At 61.7% G+C, this 16,511-nt stretch carries 12 protein-coding genes; 8 read left to right on the top strand and 4 right to left on the bottom strand.

The genetic code is table 11. The annotated features are described in order from the left end of the window. The first annotated feature begins 367 nt into the window (after positions 1–367). A complete protein-coding gene (locus tag FYB92_RS08300) occupies positions 368–787 on the top strand; it encodes a secondary thiamine-phosphate synthase enzyme YjbQ (protein WP_075632665.1) in 420 nt (139 codons plus the stop codon). A 40-nt stretch (positions 788–827) separates the two neighbouring features. Here the strand turns inward: FYB92_RS08300 and fghA are convergent, their stop codons facing one another. Together fghA and FYB92_RS08290 are read right to left on the bottom strand one after the other, a co-directional pair. Continuing rightward, positions 828–1,715: an S-formylglutathione hydrolase gene (gene fghA, locus FYB92_RS08295; protein ID WP_075624711.1), complete on the bottom strand. Its 888-nt coding sequence runs from the start codon at positions 1,713–1,715 to the stop codon at positions 828–830. A gap of 2 nt (positions 1,716–1,717) precedes the next feature. Then, on the bottom strand, positions 1,718–2,833 hold the full coding sequence (locus FYB92_RS08290) for an S-(hydroxymethyl)glutathione dehydrogenase/class III alcohol dehydrogenase (RefSeq protein ID WP_003620331.1): 1,116 nt from the start codon (positions 2,831–2,833) through the stop codon (positions 1,718–1,720). A gap of 245 nt (positions 2,834–3,078) precedes the next feature. On the opposite strand from FYB92_RS08290, the gene FYB92_RS08285 reads away from it, so the two are divergent. After that, a complete protein-coding gene (locus FYB92_RS08285) occupies positions 3,079–3,954 on the top strand; it encodes a bestrophin family protein (protein ID WP_075632649.1) in 876 nt (291 codons plus the stop codon). Between the two features lie 73 nt (positions 3,955–4,027). Continuing rightward, positions 4,028–4,624 carry a CarD family transcriptional regulator gene (locus FYB92_RS08280; protein WP_040510844.1) on the top strand — a complete coding sequence of 199 codons (597 nt, stop codon included), beginning with the start codon at positions 4,028–4,030 and terminating at the stop codon, positions 4,622–4,624. Between the two features lie 182 nt (positions 4,625–4,806). On the opposite strand, the gene FYB92_RS08275 is transcribed toward FYB92_RS08280, so the two are convergent. Both FYB92_RS08275 and FYB92_RS08270 read right to left on the bottom strand, forming a co-directional pair. Next, a complete protein-coding gene (locus FYB92_RS08275; RefSeq protein WP_332828461.1) occupies positions 4,807–8,994 on the bottom strand; it encodes a translocation/assembly module TamB domain-containing protein in 4,188 nt (1,395 codons plus the stop codon). Further along, positions 8,994–10,877 (bottom strand): autotransporter assembly complex family protein, encoded by a 1,884-nt coding sequence (locus FYB92_RS08270; RefSeq protein ID WP_040511998.1) that lies wholly within the window; start codon positions 10,875–10,877, stop codon positions 8,994–8,996. Before FYB92_RS08270 ends, FYB92_RS08275 begins: the two co-directional genes overlap by 1 nt. A gap of 726 nt (positions 10,878–11,603) precedes the next feature. Between FYB92_RS08270 and miaB the strand changes: the two genes are divergently transcribed. The 5 genes from miaB (at position 11,604) to FYB92_RS08245 (ending at position 16,491) form a co-directional block, all read left to right on the top strand. Then, on the top strand, positions 11,604–12,998 hold the full coding sequence (gene miaB, locus FYB92_RS08265; protein WP_048858843.1) for a tRNA (N6-isopentenyl adenosine(37)-C2)-methylthiotransferase MiaB: 1,395 nt from the start codon (positions 11,604–11,606) through the stop codon (positions 12,996–12,998). 17 nt (positions 12,999–13,015) lie between these two features. Further along, the gene (locus FYB92_RS08260) at positions 13,016–14,155 is read left to right on the top strand and encodes a PhoH family protein (RefSeq protein WP_003620339.1); all 1,140 of its coding nucleotides are present in this window, start codon (positions 13,016–13,018) and stop codon (positions 14,153–14,155) included. Continuing rightward, complete coding sequence (ybeY, locus tag FYB92_RS08255; RefSeq protein WP_332828460.1) at positions 14,139–14,753, top strand: rRNA maturation RNase YbeY; 615 nt, start codon at positions 14,139–14,141, stop codon at positions 14,751–14,753. Before FYB92_RS08260 ends, ybeY begins: the two co-directional genes overlap by 17 nt. Further along, positions 14,750–15,685: a hemolysin family protein gene (locus tag FYB92_RS08250; protein WP_003620342.1), complete on the top strand. Its 936-nt coding sequence runs from the start codon at positions 14,750–14,752 to the stop codon at positions 15,683–15,685. The genes ybeY and FYB92_RS08250 overlap by 4 nt, the downstream gene beginning before the upstream one ends. A gap of 185 nt (positions 15,686–15,870) precedes the next feature. Further along, positions 15,871–16,491, top strand: coding sequence for a thioredoxin domain-containing protein (locus tag FYB92_RS08245; RefSeq protein ID WP_003620344.1), 621 nt, complete (start codon positions 15,871–15,873; stop codon positions 16,489–16,491). Positions 16,492–16,511 lie beyond the last annotated feature (20 nt).

Genomic DNA, 16,511 nt, shown 5'->3' with positions numbered 1-16,511 from the left:
CCCATTCCACCACATTGCGGTGTTCCTGGACGCCGAACCATGCACAAGAGATCCCGATACGCTGTGGCCTGCCCCAACAGACAGGCCATTGCCGGGGGAAGTTCCCGCGATGGGGCATGACCAGACAGGCCCGGACCAAGAGAGTGTTTGAAAACAAATCATTGATAAAAAACAGGGAATTTTTTTTGGGTGCCGCCTTTTGAGCGAAAAAGGCGGCGTCTTCTGAAGCTTTTTAGAAAAAGCTTCACCAAAATTTTTTGTAATTTCAGTATGTTATTGAGACTGCCTTTTCAAACAGTCCCTAAAAACTTTCCTCTTCCTGCCGGTTGGCAGCATGACCGCCTCAATGGATCATAAGGAGTATATGATGCGTCAGGAACTGCATACCCTGCATGCCACGACGCGGGGCAAGGGACTGGTGCCCATTACACGCCCGGTGCTCGACTGGGTTGGGGCCACGGGGATCAGGACCGGCCTGCTGACATTATGGTGTCGGCATACTTCGGCAAGCCTGACGGTGCAGGAAAATGCCGACCCCACGGTGTGCGAGGATATCGCGCGATATTTCGAGGCCCTGGTGCCCGAGGATCCCTCGCGTTACATCCATGATGACGAAGGGCCGGACGACATGCCCGCCCACCTGCGCACCATGCTGACCAATACCCAGCTTTCGTTACCGGTGGCGGACGGGCGGCCCGTACTGGGCACATGGCAGGGCCTGTATTTGTTTGAACACAGGCGCATGGCCCATCGGCGTGAAATCGTGCTGCATCTTATCGGCACCTGACACCCCGACGGGCCATCCCTGCTGGCTGCGTTACGTCAGGTCATGTGCACGCGCCGCCCAGGATGGCGGCATGATGGCTGACATGCTCCTCGATAAAGGACTGAATGAACCAGTAGGAATGGTCATACCCCTTGTGCAGCCGCAGCCTTAGCGCCTGACCTGCCATTGCTGCGGCATCGCGCAGCAGTTCGGGGCGCAGTTGCCCGTGCAGGAACTGGTCTGCTTCCCCCTGGTCGATCAGGATGGTTGTGGGGTGTGTATGCCCTGCCTCCAGCAGCAATGTCGCATCATGGGCCGCCCATGTAGTACGATCGGAACCAAGATAGGTCGAAAACGCCTTTTCCCCCCATGGCACGATGGCTGGATGGACAATCGGGGCAAAGGCAGAGACGGATTTCCACCGCTGCGGCGCGCGCAGGGCATGGACCAACGCGCCATGGCCGCCCATCGAATGCCCCATGATCCCGCGCCGTGCCCCATCCAGCGCGAACAGACGCTCGGTCAGGTGTGGCAGTTCCTCGCCCACATAGGTACCCATGCGATAATGCGCGTTCCATGGCGGACACGTCGCATCAAGGTAGAATCCTGCACCGCTACCAAGGTCATAGGCATCATCTTCCCCCGCGACCCCTGCCCCGCGGGGGGAGGTATCGCTTGCCACAAGGGCGATGCCATGCCGCGCCGCGAAACGGATGATGTTGGACTTGATAAGGAACGTCTCCTCGGTGCAGGTCAGGCCCGCCAGCAGATGAATGACGGGCACACGCCGTGCCATGCTGGCCCCATCGGGCATGAACACGGCGAAACGCGCCTCAAGCCCCAGGGCATGGGATACATGGCTGTAGAATCCCACCCGGCCACCACAACACGCATGTTCTGCACGGATCGTCAGTTCATTGCCGGGATCGGACAGGGTCGTGGCATCCATGGTCAGAATTCGACCACGGTGCGGATGCTTTCGCCGCGCGCCATCATGTCAAACCCCTCGTTAATCCGTTCGAGCGGCAGGCGATGGGTGATGAGATCATCAATGTCGATGCGGTTTTCCATGTACCAATCCACGATCTTTGGCACATCAGTGCGTCCGCGCGCCCCACCAAAGGCCGAACCGATCCAGCGCCGCCCGGTCACAAGCTGGAACGGACGCGTGCTGATTTCCTGCCCCGCACCCGCGACGCCGATAATGGTGGACACCCCCCATCCCCGGTGCGCGCATTCCAGCGCCTGACGCATAAGGGTGGGATTGCCGATACATTCGAACGAATAATCCGCGCCCCCCCCGGTCAGTTCGACCAGATGCCCGACAAGGTCCCCATTGGGGCCAAGGTCGTTGGGGTTGACGAAGTCGGTCATGCCGAATTTGCGGGCGATGGCTTCACGCGCGGGGTTGATGTCCACGCCAATGATCCGGTCGGCCCCAACCATCTTCGCACCCTGAATGACATTCAGACCGATACCGCCAAGCCCGAACACCACGACCGACGCCCCGGCCTCCACCTTGGCGGTGAACAGGACCGCGCCGATACCGGTCGTCACACCGCAACCGATATAGAACACCTTGTCGAACGGAGCATCAGGACGGATCTTCGCCAGCGCGATTTCAGGCAGCACCGTATAGTTCGCAAATGTCGAACACCCCATATAATGATGGATCGGCTGTCCCTTGAATGAAAAGCGCGATGTCCCGTCGGGCATCAGGCCCTTGCCCTGTGTCGTACGGATGGCGGTACACAGGTTGGTCTTGCGCGACAGGCACGATTTACATTCCCGGCATTCAGGGGTGTAGAGCGGAATGACATGGTCGCCCGGCTTCAGGTGGCGCACACCTGGCCCGACCTCAACCACGACGCCTGCGCCCTCATGGCCAAGGATCGCGGGGAACAATCCTTCGGGATCGGCACCGGACAGGGTGTATTTGTCGGTATGGCACAGGCCGGTTGCCTTGATTTCCACCAAGACCTCACCTTCGCGCGGGCCTTCGAGTTGTACGGTCTCGATTTCCAGAGGTTTTCCGGCTTCGAACGCAACGGCTGCCCTGACATCCATGATCTGTAAACCCTTTTACGGTATGATAAAATGACGCGTGACAGAGACGCATAAGGAATGTCCGCCCCCCTCTGCGTCAATGTCGATGGGACAGTGTTACCGTGTGTGGCGGGTATTACAAATTATGCAATCGTGAGGTCAGGGCATTCCCCCCTCCGCCGATATGGTATGTGCAGTAATGCAGTACGGACCTTACGGACCGGATCTTTTTTCATCGACCCCATCATTTTCAGGACATTATCCAGATGATCGTGAACCGCAGGATCGGATTATGGATACTCATGCGCGAAAGCCTGCTGTCCCTCGTGCTGCTTGGTGCGTGGGACGTGGTGGTCGTGGTCATGTTCCAGATCTATCATCAGGACTGGATGGAACAGCCGACTCTGCCGATCTCGCTGATCGGTTCCGCGCTGGTCCTGTTCATGAGCTTTCGCAACAATACCGCCTATAACCGCTGGTGGGAGGCACGCACCCTGTGGGGGGCCGTAACCAACAACAGCCGCTCCTTCGCACGGCAGGTCGGGACGATCCTGCAGGGCAGCCCTGATCTTGCGCGCGCGATGGCGGCCTATCCGCATGCACTGCGCGGCGCGCTGGGGCGCACCGACACGATGGAGGATATCAGGCGCCTCCTGCCCGCCGAGATGCAGAACGGAATCGCCGGCCATGCCAACATCCCGGCGGCGATCCTGTTCCAGATCGGGCTGGGTGTTGACGCGCGCGCGCGGGCATTGGGCATTGATGGCGCCCTACATGGGCAGATCGACCGGATTCTGTCGGACATGAGCAATGCGCAGGGCGGGCTGGAGCGTATTCGCAACACGCCCCTGGCGATCCAGTTTTCCGTGCTGCCCAAACTGGTGGCGACGGTGTTCTGCATCATCCTGCCGCTGTCGATGGTGCAGACACTGGGCTGGATCACGCCGCTGGGGTCCTCGCTGGTGGGGCTGCTGTTCGTGGCGCTGGACAAGATTGGCAGCGACCTGCAGGAACCATTTGCCTCCACCCCGCACGGCATGCCGATGCGCACGATGGCGCGCACCATCGAAATCGACCTGCTGCAATCATGTGGACAGACCGCCCCCCCCGCCCTGGTCCCGGTGCGGGGCGTGCAGAACTGAAACATTCGGCGGCGTTACCATGGCTTTCGATCAGGTCAAGACATATGGGGAAATTTATGTTATATGACATGTCATGAGCATGTTCAGAACGACCCCGAAGGGCAGTGTGACCGATGCGATGGCGCGGACCGCCGCAGCAGTGACCGCCGCCGAAGCCAAGAGCAGCAAGCCGGAAAAGGACGAAGACCCGTTCCGCGAAGGTGACGCCATCGTCTATGCGGCGCATGGCGTGGGGCGGGTTGACCGGATCGGCATTGACGAAATCGCGGGCACAAAACTGGAAATGATCCAGATTTCGTTCCCCGGCAACCAGATGACGTTGCGCATCCCCCTGTCCAAGGCCCGCAAGTCCGGCCTGCGCAAGATCGTCTCGCGCGAGATCGTGGACAAGGCCATGGCCATCATCAAGGGCAAGCCCCATGTCAGCCGTGGCATGTGGGCACGTCGTGCCGTTGCGTATCAGGAAAAGATCAATTCGGGCGACCTGGTCCAGATCGCAGAGGTCCTGCGTGACCTGCGTCGCAATGTCGACAGCCTCGACGGCAGCTTCAGCGAGCGCAAGCTGTTCGAAGCCGCGCAGGAACGTTTCGTGGCAGAGGTCGCGGTGCTGGAAGGCAAGGAACCCGCCATTGTGCTGGAAACGCTGACCGCTGTCATGAAGGCCGCCTGACCCTCTTCCCTCCCCATCCCTGACACGTCTTCCCCGCCTGCCAGACCCCACGTCTGGCAGGCTTTTTCATACCCTGCGAAGCATAAGCGAGCCTGTTTCAAACAGATGCACCGTGCGCCAATCCTGGGGAAAGGGCATGGGGATGATCGTCGCCTTATCGCCGGTCTGTCGTGGGATTTTTCTCAGTAATTGAACTGATAAAGAAGCCCGATGCTGCTGCCCGGATCATTTTCGGGTGTTGTAAAGCCGGTCACATTCCCACCTGTCCCGACCGTTGTGTTGATCTTGAGACGTTTTGTCAGGTCCACCTGGACCTGTGCCTGCGTGCCGGAACCGGACGTGGCCTGCTTTGCCCCGACATAAACACCACGCATGACGTATTTTCCGGCTTCGATGCTGCCGGTATCATTGCCGCCCGAACCATTGGACGAACTGCTCATCTGCAGGCGATCGAGATGCAGGGTCTTGCGCACGATACCAAGCGGATCAAAGGCAGAGCCACCACTGATGGTGGCGATGGCCGATGCGATTTCCGCCATCTGTGTCGGGGATAGGGATTGTGAATCCGTCCCGAACAGCAGGATCGCAAGGATCTGGTCCTGTGACAGTGGCGGGGTGGAAGAGAACGTGATCTTGGGCGCGCTGGCATATCCCCCGACATTCAGGCGTGCCGTCCCTTCGTTGGTGCTGCGCTCCGCCACGAAATCAAGGCTCGGGTCGATGGCGTGGGTGACACCAATACCGTCAAAGCCGACCTTGCCCTTGCTGAAATTAAGGGAAATCCCCCCCAGGGCGAAGGTGCCCTTGGCCATGGAAAATGACCCCGTCACGATGGGGGTGTCACTGGTCCCGCCCAGATGCAGATTACCGTGCATTTCGGTATTCAGCCCGTGTCCACGCACAAAAAACTGTCCCGGCGAACGTAGGCCAAGGTCAAGGCCGATGACCAGCGGGGATGTGGGCTGCTGCGCGACGGTCGCTGCGTCTTCGGGACGGATGACGTCGAGATGGGCAACCGATGTCGGCAGTGAATCGGGAATATTCACATCAACCCGCGAAAGGGTGATGTCCCCCCCCGCATTGATGCGTGATGCAAGCTGTCCCTTGATGTTCAGGTTGGCATCAAGGGTCGCGGTGATAAGGTCACTGGCCAGTGGCCGGGCATTGCGCGCGGTGACGGTCAGGTCGATCGGGTGTCCGGGTTCGAATATCCCATAGGACCCGGCAGCCGTGATGGTTCCCTTGCCCGCACCGGCGCTGAGGGACTGGATGACCAGCCGGTTTCCCTGGGCCAGCACGCTGCCCCGGATCGCCGAAAGCTGCACGCCCTGCGCATAATCGTGGAAAGTGCCATCCGCAAGGTCGAGCGTCCCGGAAACAAGCGGAACCTTTGGCGTACCGCGCACATCCACATTCATCCGCACCACGCCCCCAGCCTGCCGCGCCTGTGCGCCAAGATAGGCATTCGCGGCCGCAAGGTCGATTGAACCCGCGGCATGCAGCGACAGCGCACCATTCAGACCTGTCGGTGCGTTCCCCTGCACATTCAGGCTGACCTGCTTTCCGGCGTTCAGGCTGGCGTCCACACGGGCCACCGTTCCGTTCAGGACGGCTGTTGCATCAAGGTTGGCTGCGGCGAGGGAGGATGTGTAATCCGTATGATATTTCAGCCCATCCGCGCGAATTGTGATCCGCCCCCCCGGCCGCGCCAACGTCCCGGTCAGGCGCGCCTGGGCCGAAATATCCCCTTCGGCGCGTAATGATGGCATCAGCGGCCGCAAAAGCGCGGGGGTGATGTGCGTCAGGTCCGCCTTGAGGTCCAGCCCCGGCCGGAGCGATCCGGCAATATCGATACTGGCGGCCTGTCCCTGCGGCGGTGTCAGGGTCGCACGCACATGTTCCACCCCCATCGCCGCGCCATAGCTGACGGTGGCGGGGGCAAGCAGTTGCAACCGTTCGCCACGTGCCTCCGCCGTCAGGGTGCGGGCCGTGGCCTTGTGCCCCGCAATATCAAGCAGCAGCACAGTATCCAGCGCCGCTGGCCCCACTTGCGGTGTGGACAGGCGTGATGTCGCACTGACCAGCAGGGCATTCAGCGGACCCCTGGCCGTGACATGTGCATTGGCATGGATGTCATTGACATCGGCATCGTCAATTTTCAGGTCCAGATCCGTATGGGGCGCATCCACCGGGTCACGGATCGTACCGCCAAGCTGGAGCCGCCGGATATTCGCCCACGGGGAACCGATGGCGCCATCAAGGTTGAGGGACACGACAGGCGGTGTCGCGCCAATGCGCGCCGTTGTGTGGATACCGGCGGCAACATGTCCCGTGATGTCATGACCCAGCAGGTCACGCCAGTCGGCAAGCCGCGTCATATGGATATCCATCGTTCCCGAAGGCACCATATGCCCATGCGGCAGGGCCATATCCGCCTGCCCCGACAGGCTTTTCCATGACAGTTGCCCAAGGCGGAGATGCCGTGTCCCGTCCGTCCCCGTTACAAGCGACGCGGCAAGGGCGACCGGTGCACGATCCAGCGTTCCCTTGATGGTGGCCTCCCCTTCGCGCACTGCGGGCAGGTGACGGAAATTCAGATCGGTCATCAGCTGGCCGGGCTGAATCTGTGGTGTCCCGATCTGTGTTTGCGCATGCACGGTCGCGGTCAGGTCATCGACCGCCCCCTTTGCCGTCAGCGTCACGCTGGTCTGCCCACGCAACGACGGGGCAAGCTTTTGCAGGTCCAGAAGCTCCAGTCGCGCCGTCATGTCCACCTGCGTGGGCGATGACAGCGTGACGGTGGCATCACCTGCATCCAGGTGCAGGGTCTGCCCGTCCACCTTCAGGTCCTGCACATGCACGATGCGCGGTGAACCATCGGCGGGGGGCATGCTTGCACTGAGCTGCACATGACCCGCCCTGCCGATCAGGCCGACAGCCTGTGCCTGCCCCCCCGTGATCGCCACCTGACCATCCAGCGCAACCCGTCCTGCCGTCCGTGCATCCGGGATGTCAAAATTGGCATGCAGGTACGTATTACCCTCCAGCCGGGTGGAGGCCAGCGCGGCAAACGGGGCAAGTCGCGGCAGGTCAAGCGTGACGTCGCCCTGACGGGGGGCCGTGGTGCGTATGTGCCCATTCACCTGCAACAGGTCATGATGCACGGTAATGTCGGCGGGGGCACCTTGCGCGTCCGGCCGCCATGACACGTCGATCGCCACCGGTTGCGCCGCGAAAAGGGTGGGATGCGCACCTGGTATCCGCAACCCGTCGATATCAGCATGTATATTTATGGCGTCATTCGCGCTCCGCCCCGACAGACCGCTGAAGACAGCATGCAGGGTATTAAGGCCCGCCCCCCCCTGATTCAGTTGCCCGATATCAAGGGTGCCATGACCGGTGGGCCGCTCCATCGTTCCGCCAAGCTCGCTTCGCAGCGCAATCGACTGCCATCCGGTATCCGGTCCCAGCATCATGGCCGGGGCCTCCAGACTGGCGCGCAACTGCATCGCATGGTGAACCAGCCCGACGCGTCCGTCGATATGCGCCTGCGCCGCACCAGCCTGTATGGCCACCGCCAGCGTGCTCTGGTCACGCGGGCCGCTGACATGCATGTCGAGGTTGAGCGGCGCCAGCATCGGCAGGCCGCTTAATGTGCCAAGGAAACCGTTCTTTTCCTCATGCGCATGGACATCCAGCGCCAGCGTCCCGCGCCCCAGTTGCGTGCGGACCGACACTGTCCCCGGCTGGTCCAGGCGCTGTACCTGCAGGTTGATGTCAGCGGCCGGCAATGTCGCAACCGATATGCCATTGAGGACCGGCGCGATATCCGCCAGACGCGCATGCCCGTCAAGGCTGAAGGTCGCGGGCAGGCGTGCAAGCGGCGCGCCCACATCAATGCGGGCGATATGGGCATGGCGGATATCCACGCTCATATGCACGTTGTCACTGCTGTCCTTGGACGGGGGCGACGGATGCGCCGGGTCTTCCTCGCTCAGGCGCGGGATGGAAAGGCGTGCGATGGAAATGTCGTCCACCACGGCCCGACGCAACAGCAGCCGTGTGGGGGACCAGTCCAGCGCCAGATCGTCAATCGCAAGCCATGTGCCACGGTAATCGTTGAGTTCCAGATGCGCGATCCGCAATGAATCAGGAAACCGCCCCGACAGTCCCGTCATCCGAACGCTGCCGCCGGTAAGGCCGGGCAGGCGGCGTTCGATCTCATGACGGCCCATCCCCGTGTTCGCCCCCACCAGGATCAGCATGAACGCCAGCAGCACCAGCCCCAGCGGAACGCCAAGGACAAGTCCCCCAATCTTCAGCAGGGTCTTCCACAATGCAGGGCGGGCCGGATTTTGCGTCTCGTTCATCAGAACGTTTCCCCCAGCCCGACATACAGTTCCCATTTATCGCCACGTCGCGGGCGGTTTAGCGGAACGGCAATATCCAGCCGCACGGGACCGATGGGCGTATAATAACGCGCCCCCGCCCCCGCCCCGGCACGCAATGTTCCCTTGAACGGCGTGCTGCCATCAGAAACCTGCCCCGCGTCGATGAAGCCAACGGCGCCGAATTTCTGCAAGATACGCTGCCGATATTCAAAAGACCCCGCATCCATCGATGTCCCGCCAATGGCATAGCGGCTGTTGGCGAACTGCGGCCCGACCCCCTGATAACGGTATCCACGCACGGTCGCACTGCCACCGGCATAAAGCCGCTGGTCAGGGGGAATGGCATAGGTGGACGCCCCTTCCACATTGCCGATCGTCCCGCGTACGGCCAGCACGCTGCGCCCCTTTCGCGCAAGGCCAAGATTCGCAAGGTCGAAATAGGTCGAAACCGTCGCCTGCATGATCATGAAGAACGATGTACGATCCTCCAGCGATGCCGAAGGCGTGACATTCATGCTGACACGCACGCCGTGGGTCGCAGGCGTGATGGGATTATCCACACCCGTTCCGTCATAGGTCGCGCTTAACGGCAGGGAGACGATGAAATAATTATGCGTCTGTGACATCTGGTCGATGCGTTCTTGCTCCACCTCACCGCCAAAGGCGACGTTCCAGTGGGAACTGATGCGGCGTACGATCCCGGCGCGAGCCAGGATCGCAGTCTGCCGATAGGAATACAGAAGCTGGCGGATACCCTCGATCCGGGCGCTGAGATTCTGGTTACGCGACCCGAAATCAGGCTTCATCAGATCCGCATACAGGTCATAGCCCAACCCCTGTTCAGCCGAACCGCCCAACCCGGTGGCCAGTGCCGTCAGGCGCAGGCGCTCGGCATTGCCAAACAGGTTGCGGTGCGTCCACGACACACCGGCACGCCCGCCAAGGTCGGTGGAATAGCCCCCTTCGACACCCACGCTATGCCGCTTCGATTCCGCAAAGCTGAAGTCCAGCGGCAATGTCCCGTCGGACGCCAGTTGCTGATCATGATGGACCTGCACATCGGAAAATACCCCCATTGATGACAGGCCCTGACGCGCCGCCTCAATGCGGGAAGGCTGGTACAACTCCCCCGGGGCAATGGTCAGGCGCCGCACGACATAGGCGGGATGGGTGCGACGCAGGCCGCCAAAACTGAAGGCACCAAGATTGACAACCGGCCCGCGCGTCACCGTAAAGGCAACGTCGATCGTACGCGTCTGTGGCCGCAGCCACGCCTGCGGCGTGCTGACATCGGCCAGTGCATATCCCTCTTCGGCAAGGGTCGTCTGAAGCTGGGAACCGGCCTTGAGGATATTGGCCGCGATCGCGGGATCGCCGGTCCTGATGCCCAGGGATTCGGTTTCGTGGGCATCAAGCTTGACAGGTGGCTTGCCCTTTGCCGGGACAATGCTGATGGAACCGATCCGGAACTGTGGCCCCTTGGTGATGGAAACGGTGATTTCCATCTTCTGGCTGGCCGGGATGGCCTGCATCCATTCAGGCAGGTCAGGATCGTGCCCGTCCTGCGGGTTGGTGGCCCCGTTCTTGGACGCAATCGCCGCCTGGATCACAATGGTCGGCGCGTAATACCCGAAACTTTCGAGTGCGCTGCGGATGCGGGCGTAATCATTGTGAATCCGGCCCACAAGGGCAAAAGGACTGACGGTATGTGTCTTCTGCAGTCCCAGCAGATCGGAAGAGGCATGCACGGCGGTATCAAGGTCGGCATTCCCCGTGGGACGGATGACCGTGACATAGGGTTGCGGGTCCGCCGCACGCGCAGGCGTAACACCCCCCGCAAGCGCAGCCACGCACAGCGCCATTGCAGGCAGCCGCGCAGGCGCCCACCACTGTGGTCTATTGGAAAATGTCCCGTTTTCAGCGGGTACGGGCAATGCATGCCATGTCGTCGGAAAGTGACGAAAAAACGTCAAGTCGTCCCCATTCGCACTTCTGTCATCCATCCACCTGCCATGGGCATGTTAAGCACGAACTCTGCGCATGGCGATAATGGAAAATCCCTCTCATGGGGTGTCTGGCACTGCGGCACCGCATATTCCAACCCATATTTTCACCGGCGACCTCACATAGAGGACTGATTAAGGGATAAATATGGTCAGAAGGTGAATATGTCCGCACCCGACCGACACGCCGCCCGCCATAATAAAGATGGGATGGCAACATGCACCGGTCATGCACCGGCATCGCATGACATTTTGCGATATGTCGTCCGATGCCCAGTTCCCGGCCCTTTTTCCCCGTGCCATCCCCGCCCAGGCCCTGCGATGCCTGTGGCGTCGGCATGGGCGCCGGGCGGGGCGATGCCAAAACTGTCCTTGACAAAACCCCCGCGTCATCCGCCATGATCGCATTACAGGATATATTTTGAATCGGTCATCCCATCGGGGGATAATGTCACGATATGGGTCCTTTATCCTTTATGACATGTGGTTTCGGGTCTTGACCATCCGCGCGACACACACGATGTGTTTGCGCCGCCTCGCGGGATTGTCCCGCCCGATGTCAAGGAACCCGTTTGCGTGAATGATATGACCCCCCTTCCCTGCGCCTCCACCGTGCGCTCCGGCAAGCAGGCACGCGGATTGCATGTCATTACGTGGGGCTGCCAGATGAACGTATATGACAGCGAACGGATGACCGATGTCCTGCGCCCATTGGGATACGAGGCGGTTGACGCCCCGGATCGCGCCGACATGATCATCCTCAATACCTGCCATATCCGTGATCGCGCCGCAGAAAAAGTCTTCTCGGAACTTGGGCGGCTGCGTCTGGTGAAAGAAGCCCGCGCACAGGCCGGACAGCAGACCGTCCTTGCCGTCGCAGGGTGTGTGGCGCAGGCCGAGGGACGCGAAATCCTGGCGCGCGCGCCCTATGTCGATATCGTGCTGGGGCCACAGACCTATCATCGCCTGCCCGAAATGGTGGCCCGCGCCGCCCGCGCCGCCGGGGCCGTGATCGAAACCGATTTCCCGGTGGAACAGAAATTCGACTTCCTGCCCCCCGAACGCGAGGTACCGGCTGGCGGGGCCGCGTTCCTGACGATTCAGGAAGGATGTGATAAATTCTGCTCCTTCTGCGTGGTGCCCTATACCCGTGGCGCAGAGGCCAGCCGCCCCGTGGCGGCAATCATGGACGAGGCACGGCGGCTGGTGGCGCATGGCGTGCGCGAAATCACGCTGCTGGGCCAGAACGTCAATGCCTATCACGGTGATGGCCCGGACGGGACGACATGGGGGCTGGCGCGGCTGACGGCGGAACTTGCAGGTCAGGTTGGGGTCGAACGCATCCGATATACCACGTCGCATCCGCGTGATATGGATGACGGCCTGGTTGCCGCCCATCGTGAACAGCCCGCCCTGATGCCGTTCCTGCACCTGCCGGTGCAATCAGGGTCGGACCGTGTGCTTGCTGCGATGAACCGGGGGCACACGGCACAGGAATATCGCGACCTTGTGGCGCGCCTGCGCACCGCGCGACCCGACCTTGCGCTGTCGTCGGATTTCATTGTCGGCCATCCCGGCGAAACCGACGAGGATTTTGAACAGACAATGCAACTGATCCGCGACATCGGCTTTGCCCAGGCATATTCGTTCAAATACTCGCCCCGTCCGGGAACCCCGGCATCCAATGCCGGCGCGCAGGTGCCCGAAGACGTGAAGGATGCGAGGTTGCAGAGGTTGCAGGCGTTGCTGCGTGAACAGCAAGACGCCTTCAACGCGGCCAGCGTGGGACAGCGCGTGGATGTGCTGTTTACCGGCCGTGGGCGCAAACCGGGGCAGATTTCGGGCAAAAGCCCGTATCTGCAGGCCGTACATGTCGAAGGCCCCGACAGCCTGATCGGACAGGTGGCCGAGGTCGATATCGTGAAGCTGCACACCAATTCGCTGGGTGGTGTGCTGACAGGGGAGACAGACAGGGTTTGAGAGAACACGCGGCATCCATGATCCCGTCCCGCCGCCCCGGGGGCGGTCGGCATCCGTCCGTCACCGGCAGGCCACCCGCCGCGGCAGTGGCCCATACCGTGACGATGCAGTTCGACGACAACCCCCTGCTGGCGCAGTTGGTGGGGGACCATGACCGCCATCTCCTCCACCTTGAACGTGGGTTCGATGTCCGGCTGTCATGTCGGGGCAACAGGATCGCCATTACCGGAAGCCCCGAACGGGTTGCCGTGACGCAATCCGCACTCACGTCGCTTTACCGCAGGCTGCAAGGTGGACACCCCCTTGATAGCGGCGAGGTGGATGCCGCAATCCGCATGTCCGCCCAGCTTTTTTCCGCCCCGGAAACATCGCAGGACCCGCGCCCCATGACCGCAGCCCCCCCCTTTGCACGACCAGATACGACAGCCGCGCGCGCGCCGGAACTTCCCTCCATCATGACGCGCCGCGGCGCGATCGCGCCGCGTTCTGCCGGTCAGGCACGCTATATGGACATGCTGGCACGGCAGGAAATGGTCTTTGGCATCGGTCCGGCCGGCACGGGCAAGACCTACCTTGCCGTGGCGCAGGCCGTCGCCATGCTTCAGGCCGGGCTGGTGGATCGTATCGTCCTGTCGCGTCCCGCCGTGGAGGCGGGGGAACGGCTTGGCTTCCTGCCTGGCGACATGAAGGACAAGATCGACCCCTACCTCCGCCCGCTTTATGACGCGCTGCATGACATGATGCCGGGCGACCAGGTGGTGCGGCGCATGGCGACAGGGGAAATCGAGGTCGCCCCCCTCGCCTTCATGCGGGGGCGTACGCTAGCCCACAGCTTTGTGATCCTTGATGAAGCGCAAAATACGACATCTGCACAGATGAAGATGTTCCTGACCCGCATGGGCGCAGGCACACGCATGGTCATTACCGGGGACCTGAGCCAGGTTGACCTGCCACGTGGGGTCACATCCGGCCTGCGGGAAGCGGTCGAGACCCTCGAAGGGTTGCCCGGAATCGCCATGACACGGTTTGAATCGCGTGACGTAGTGCGTCATCCGCTGGTTGCGCGTATAGTGGATGCATACGATCAGCGTGCCGAGGCCAGCAGGGAAGCCACGCGCACCAGATCGCGGCAGGAGAACAATGGAACCGCGAAGTAGAACATGCCCCGTCCCGTCGGTGGATGGGGCGCATGAAGATACCACGCCGGCCGGTCAGGATGACGGGCCGGTTCCACAACCTCCCTTCGGGGACGACATTGATGTCAGCATTACCGAGCGTCGATGGCATAGGGCAATGCCCAACCCGGCGCGCGAGGTGCAACGCGCGGTACGCGCCGCGATGCGTGAACTGGATGTATCCGGGGCGGTCACGGTCGTGCTGGCCGATGACCTGACGGTCCGGCGGCTGAACCATCTTCACCGCGGCAGGAACAGGCCAACCAATGTCCTGACATTCGAATATGCCCCTGCCGATTATGCCCCCACCGATTCGGGGTCTGGCATCTGGCTGTGGGGCGGGGACATCATCCTCGCCTTCGCCACGGTCGAGCGCGAGGCACGCGCGGCGGGACGTTCGGTGCGCAACCACATGATGCACCTGCTGGTGCATGGCGTGCTGCATCTGTCGGGATATGACCATCACCACGCGGGTGACGCGCGCGCCATGGAAATGGAGGAATCGCGCATCCTGGGGCGCATGGGAATCCCCAACCCGTGGAAACACCGCGGCGGACGTGAAGGCGGGGCAGCACAATGAGCCGCCCTCCTTCCGCTGCGGAACCCGGTTCGACCACCCCGCCCCCCCGGGGGCGGGGTTTCCTGTCGCTGTTCGGGCGGCGCCGCAACAGCGATCAGGGTTTGCGGCATTCGATCGCCGCATTGGTCAAGGAAGCGGACGCCGCGGCCGACGACACGACGGATTCCACACCTTCGGAACTGGACCGGCAGGAACGCGCACTTTTGGCCAATGTCCTGCGCCTGCGCGGTATTACCGCCGATGACGTGATGATCCCACGCGCCGATATCGTGGCCATGCCCGCCTCCATCAGTCTGGATGAGGCACTGGCGATGATGCGGCGTGAAAACCATTCACGCATGCCGGTCTATCGCGATCAGCTCGATGACATCGTGGGCATGATCCATGTAAAGGATCTCATCGCCTATCTTGGCACCAGCGAGGCCTTCAGCATCGAACCCCTGCTGCGCCAGCCCCTCATGGTCGCGCCACAGCTTCCGGTGCTGGACCTGCTGTTACAGATGCGCCTGCGCCATGTGCATCTCGCGCTTGTGATCGACGAATATGGCGGGATCGACGGGCTTGTCACCATCGAGGACCTGATCGAAACCATCGTGGGCGACATTTCCGACGAACATGATGAACCCACGGTGGCGATGCTGCAGGAACGCAATGACGGCACGTTCGACGTCGATGCGCGCCTGCCCATCGCACAGTTCGAACTGCGCACGGGACCGATCCTGACGCAGGATGAACGCGAAGCGGAAATCGAAACGGTGGGTGGGCTGGTCTTCCGCCTTGCGGGTCATGTACCCACCCGAGGCGAGGTCGTGACACATGAAAGCGGTACCGTGTTCCGCATCCTTGACGCCGACGCCCGCCATATCCGCAAACTGCGCGTCCGGCCCGTCGCCGATCCCCAGGCGCCCCCCACGGCCGAGGCGCAGAAGTAAGGCCAACCATCTGGCTGCATGACCTGAGCCAATGATACAAGGCCAGTGATACAAGGCCAGTGATGCCCGGCATGGTGGTCCCCACACGCCCCGGCATGACCATGCGTCATTGGCCTTGACGCATCCGGCCTTTGACAGTTCTTTGCGATATCACGATGCGTTTTCTTAACCGGAGGTCCCCTGCAATGCTTATTACACGTCGTACACTGCTTGCTTCCGCCGCGCCTGCCCTGCTGCTGGGCGCCGGAATGGCGTCGGGCGCGCGGGCGCAGGCGGCCGACCCGCGCCTTGCCATCCGCGCGCTGGGCAATCCGTCGGCAAAGGTGCATGTGGAGGAATGGTTTTCCCTGACATGCACCCACTGCGCGCGCTTTTCTGAAGAAGTGTTCCCAGAGGTACGCAGCAAGCTGATTGATACGGGCAAGGTCTATTATATCTTCCGTGATTTCCCGCTGGATCAGGTTGCACTTTCGGCGGCGATGATCGCGCGTTCCCTGCCCGGCGACCGGTACGAGGCGTTCGTGCTCGCCCTGCTCGCCAGTCAGGATCGCTGGGCATTTGGCAAGGATGTCAACCCGCAGGACGAACTGCGCAAGATGGCGGCGTTGGCGGGAATGTCTGCGGACCTGTTCCAGCAGACGCTGGCCGATGACAAGCTGCGTCACGCCATCATGGATGAAGAGGACCGTGCCCAGGCCCAGTACAAGATCGACGGCACCCCGACATTCCGGTTCAATGACAAGGAACAGGTCTCGCAGGAACTGACGTATGAGCAGTTCGCCCAGAAGGTCGAATCCCTTTCCTGATTTCCCAAGGCAGCCGGTTT

This window comes from Novacetimonas sp. GS1, assembly GCF_036686925.1.
Classification (GTDB): Bacteria; Pseudomonadota; Alphaproteobacteria; order Acetobacterales; family Acetobacteraceae; genus Novacetimonas; species Novacetimonas hansenii.
Note: the sequence above shows the minus strand (reverse complement) of the source record. Positions and strands in the feature narration are given on the sequence as shown.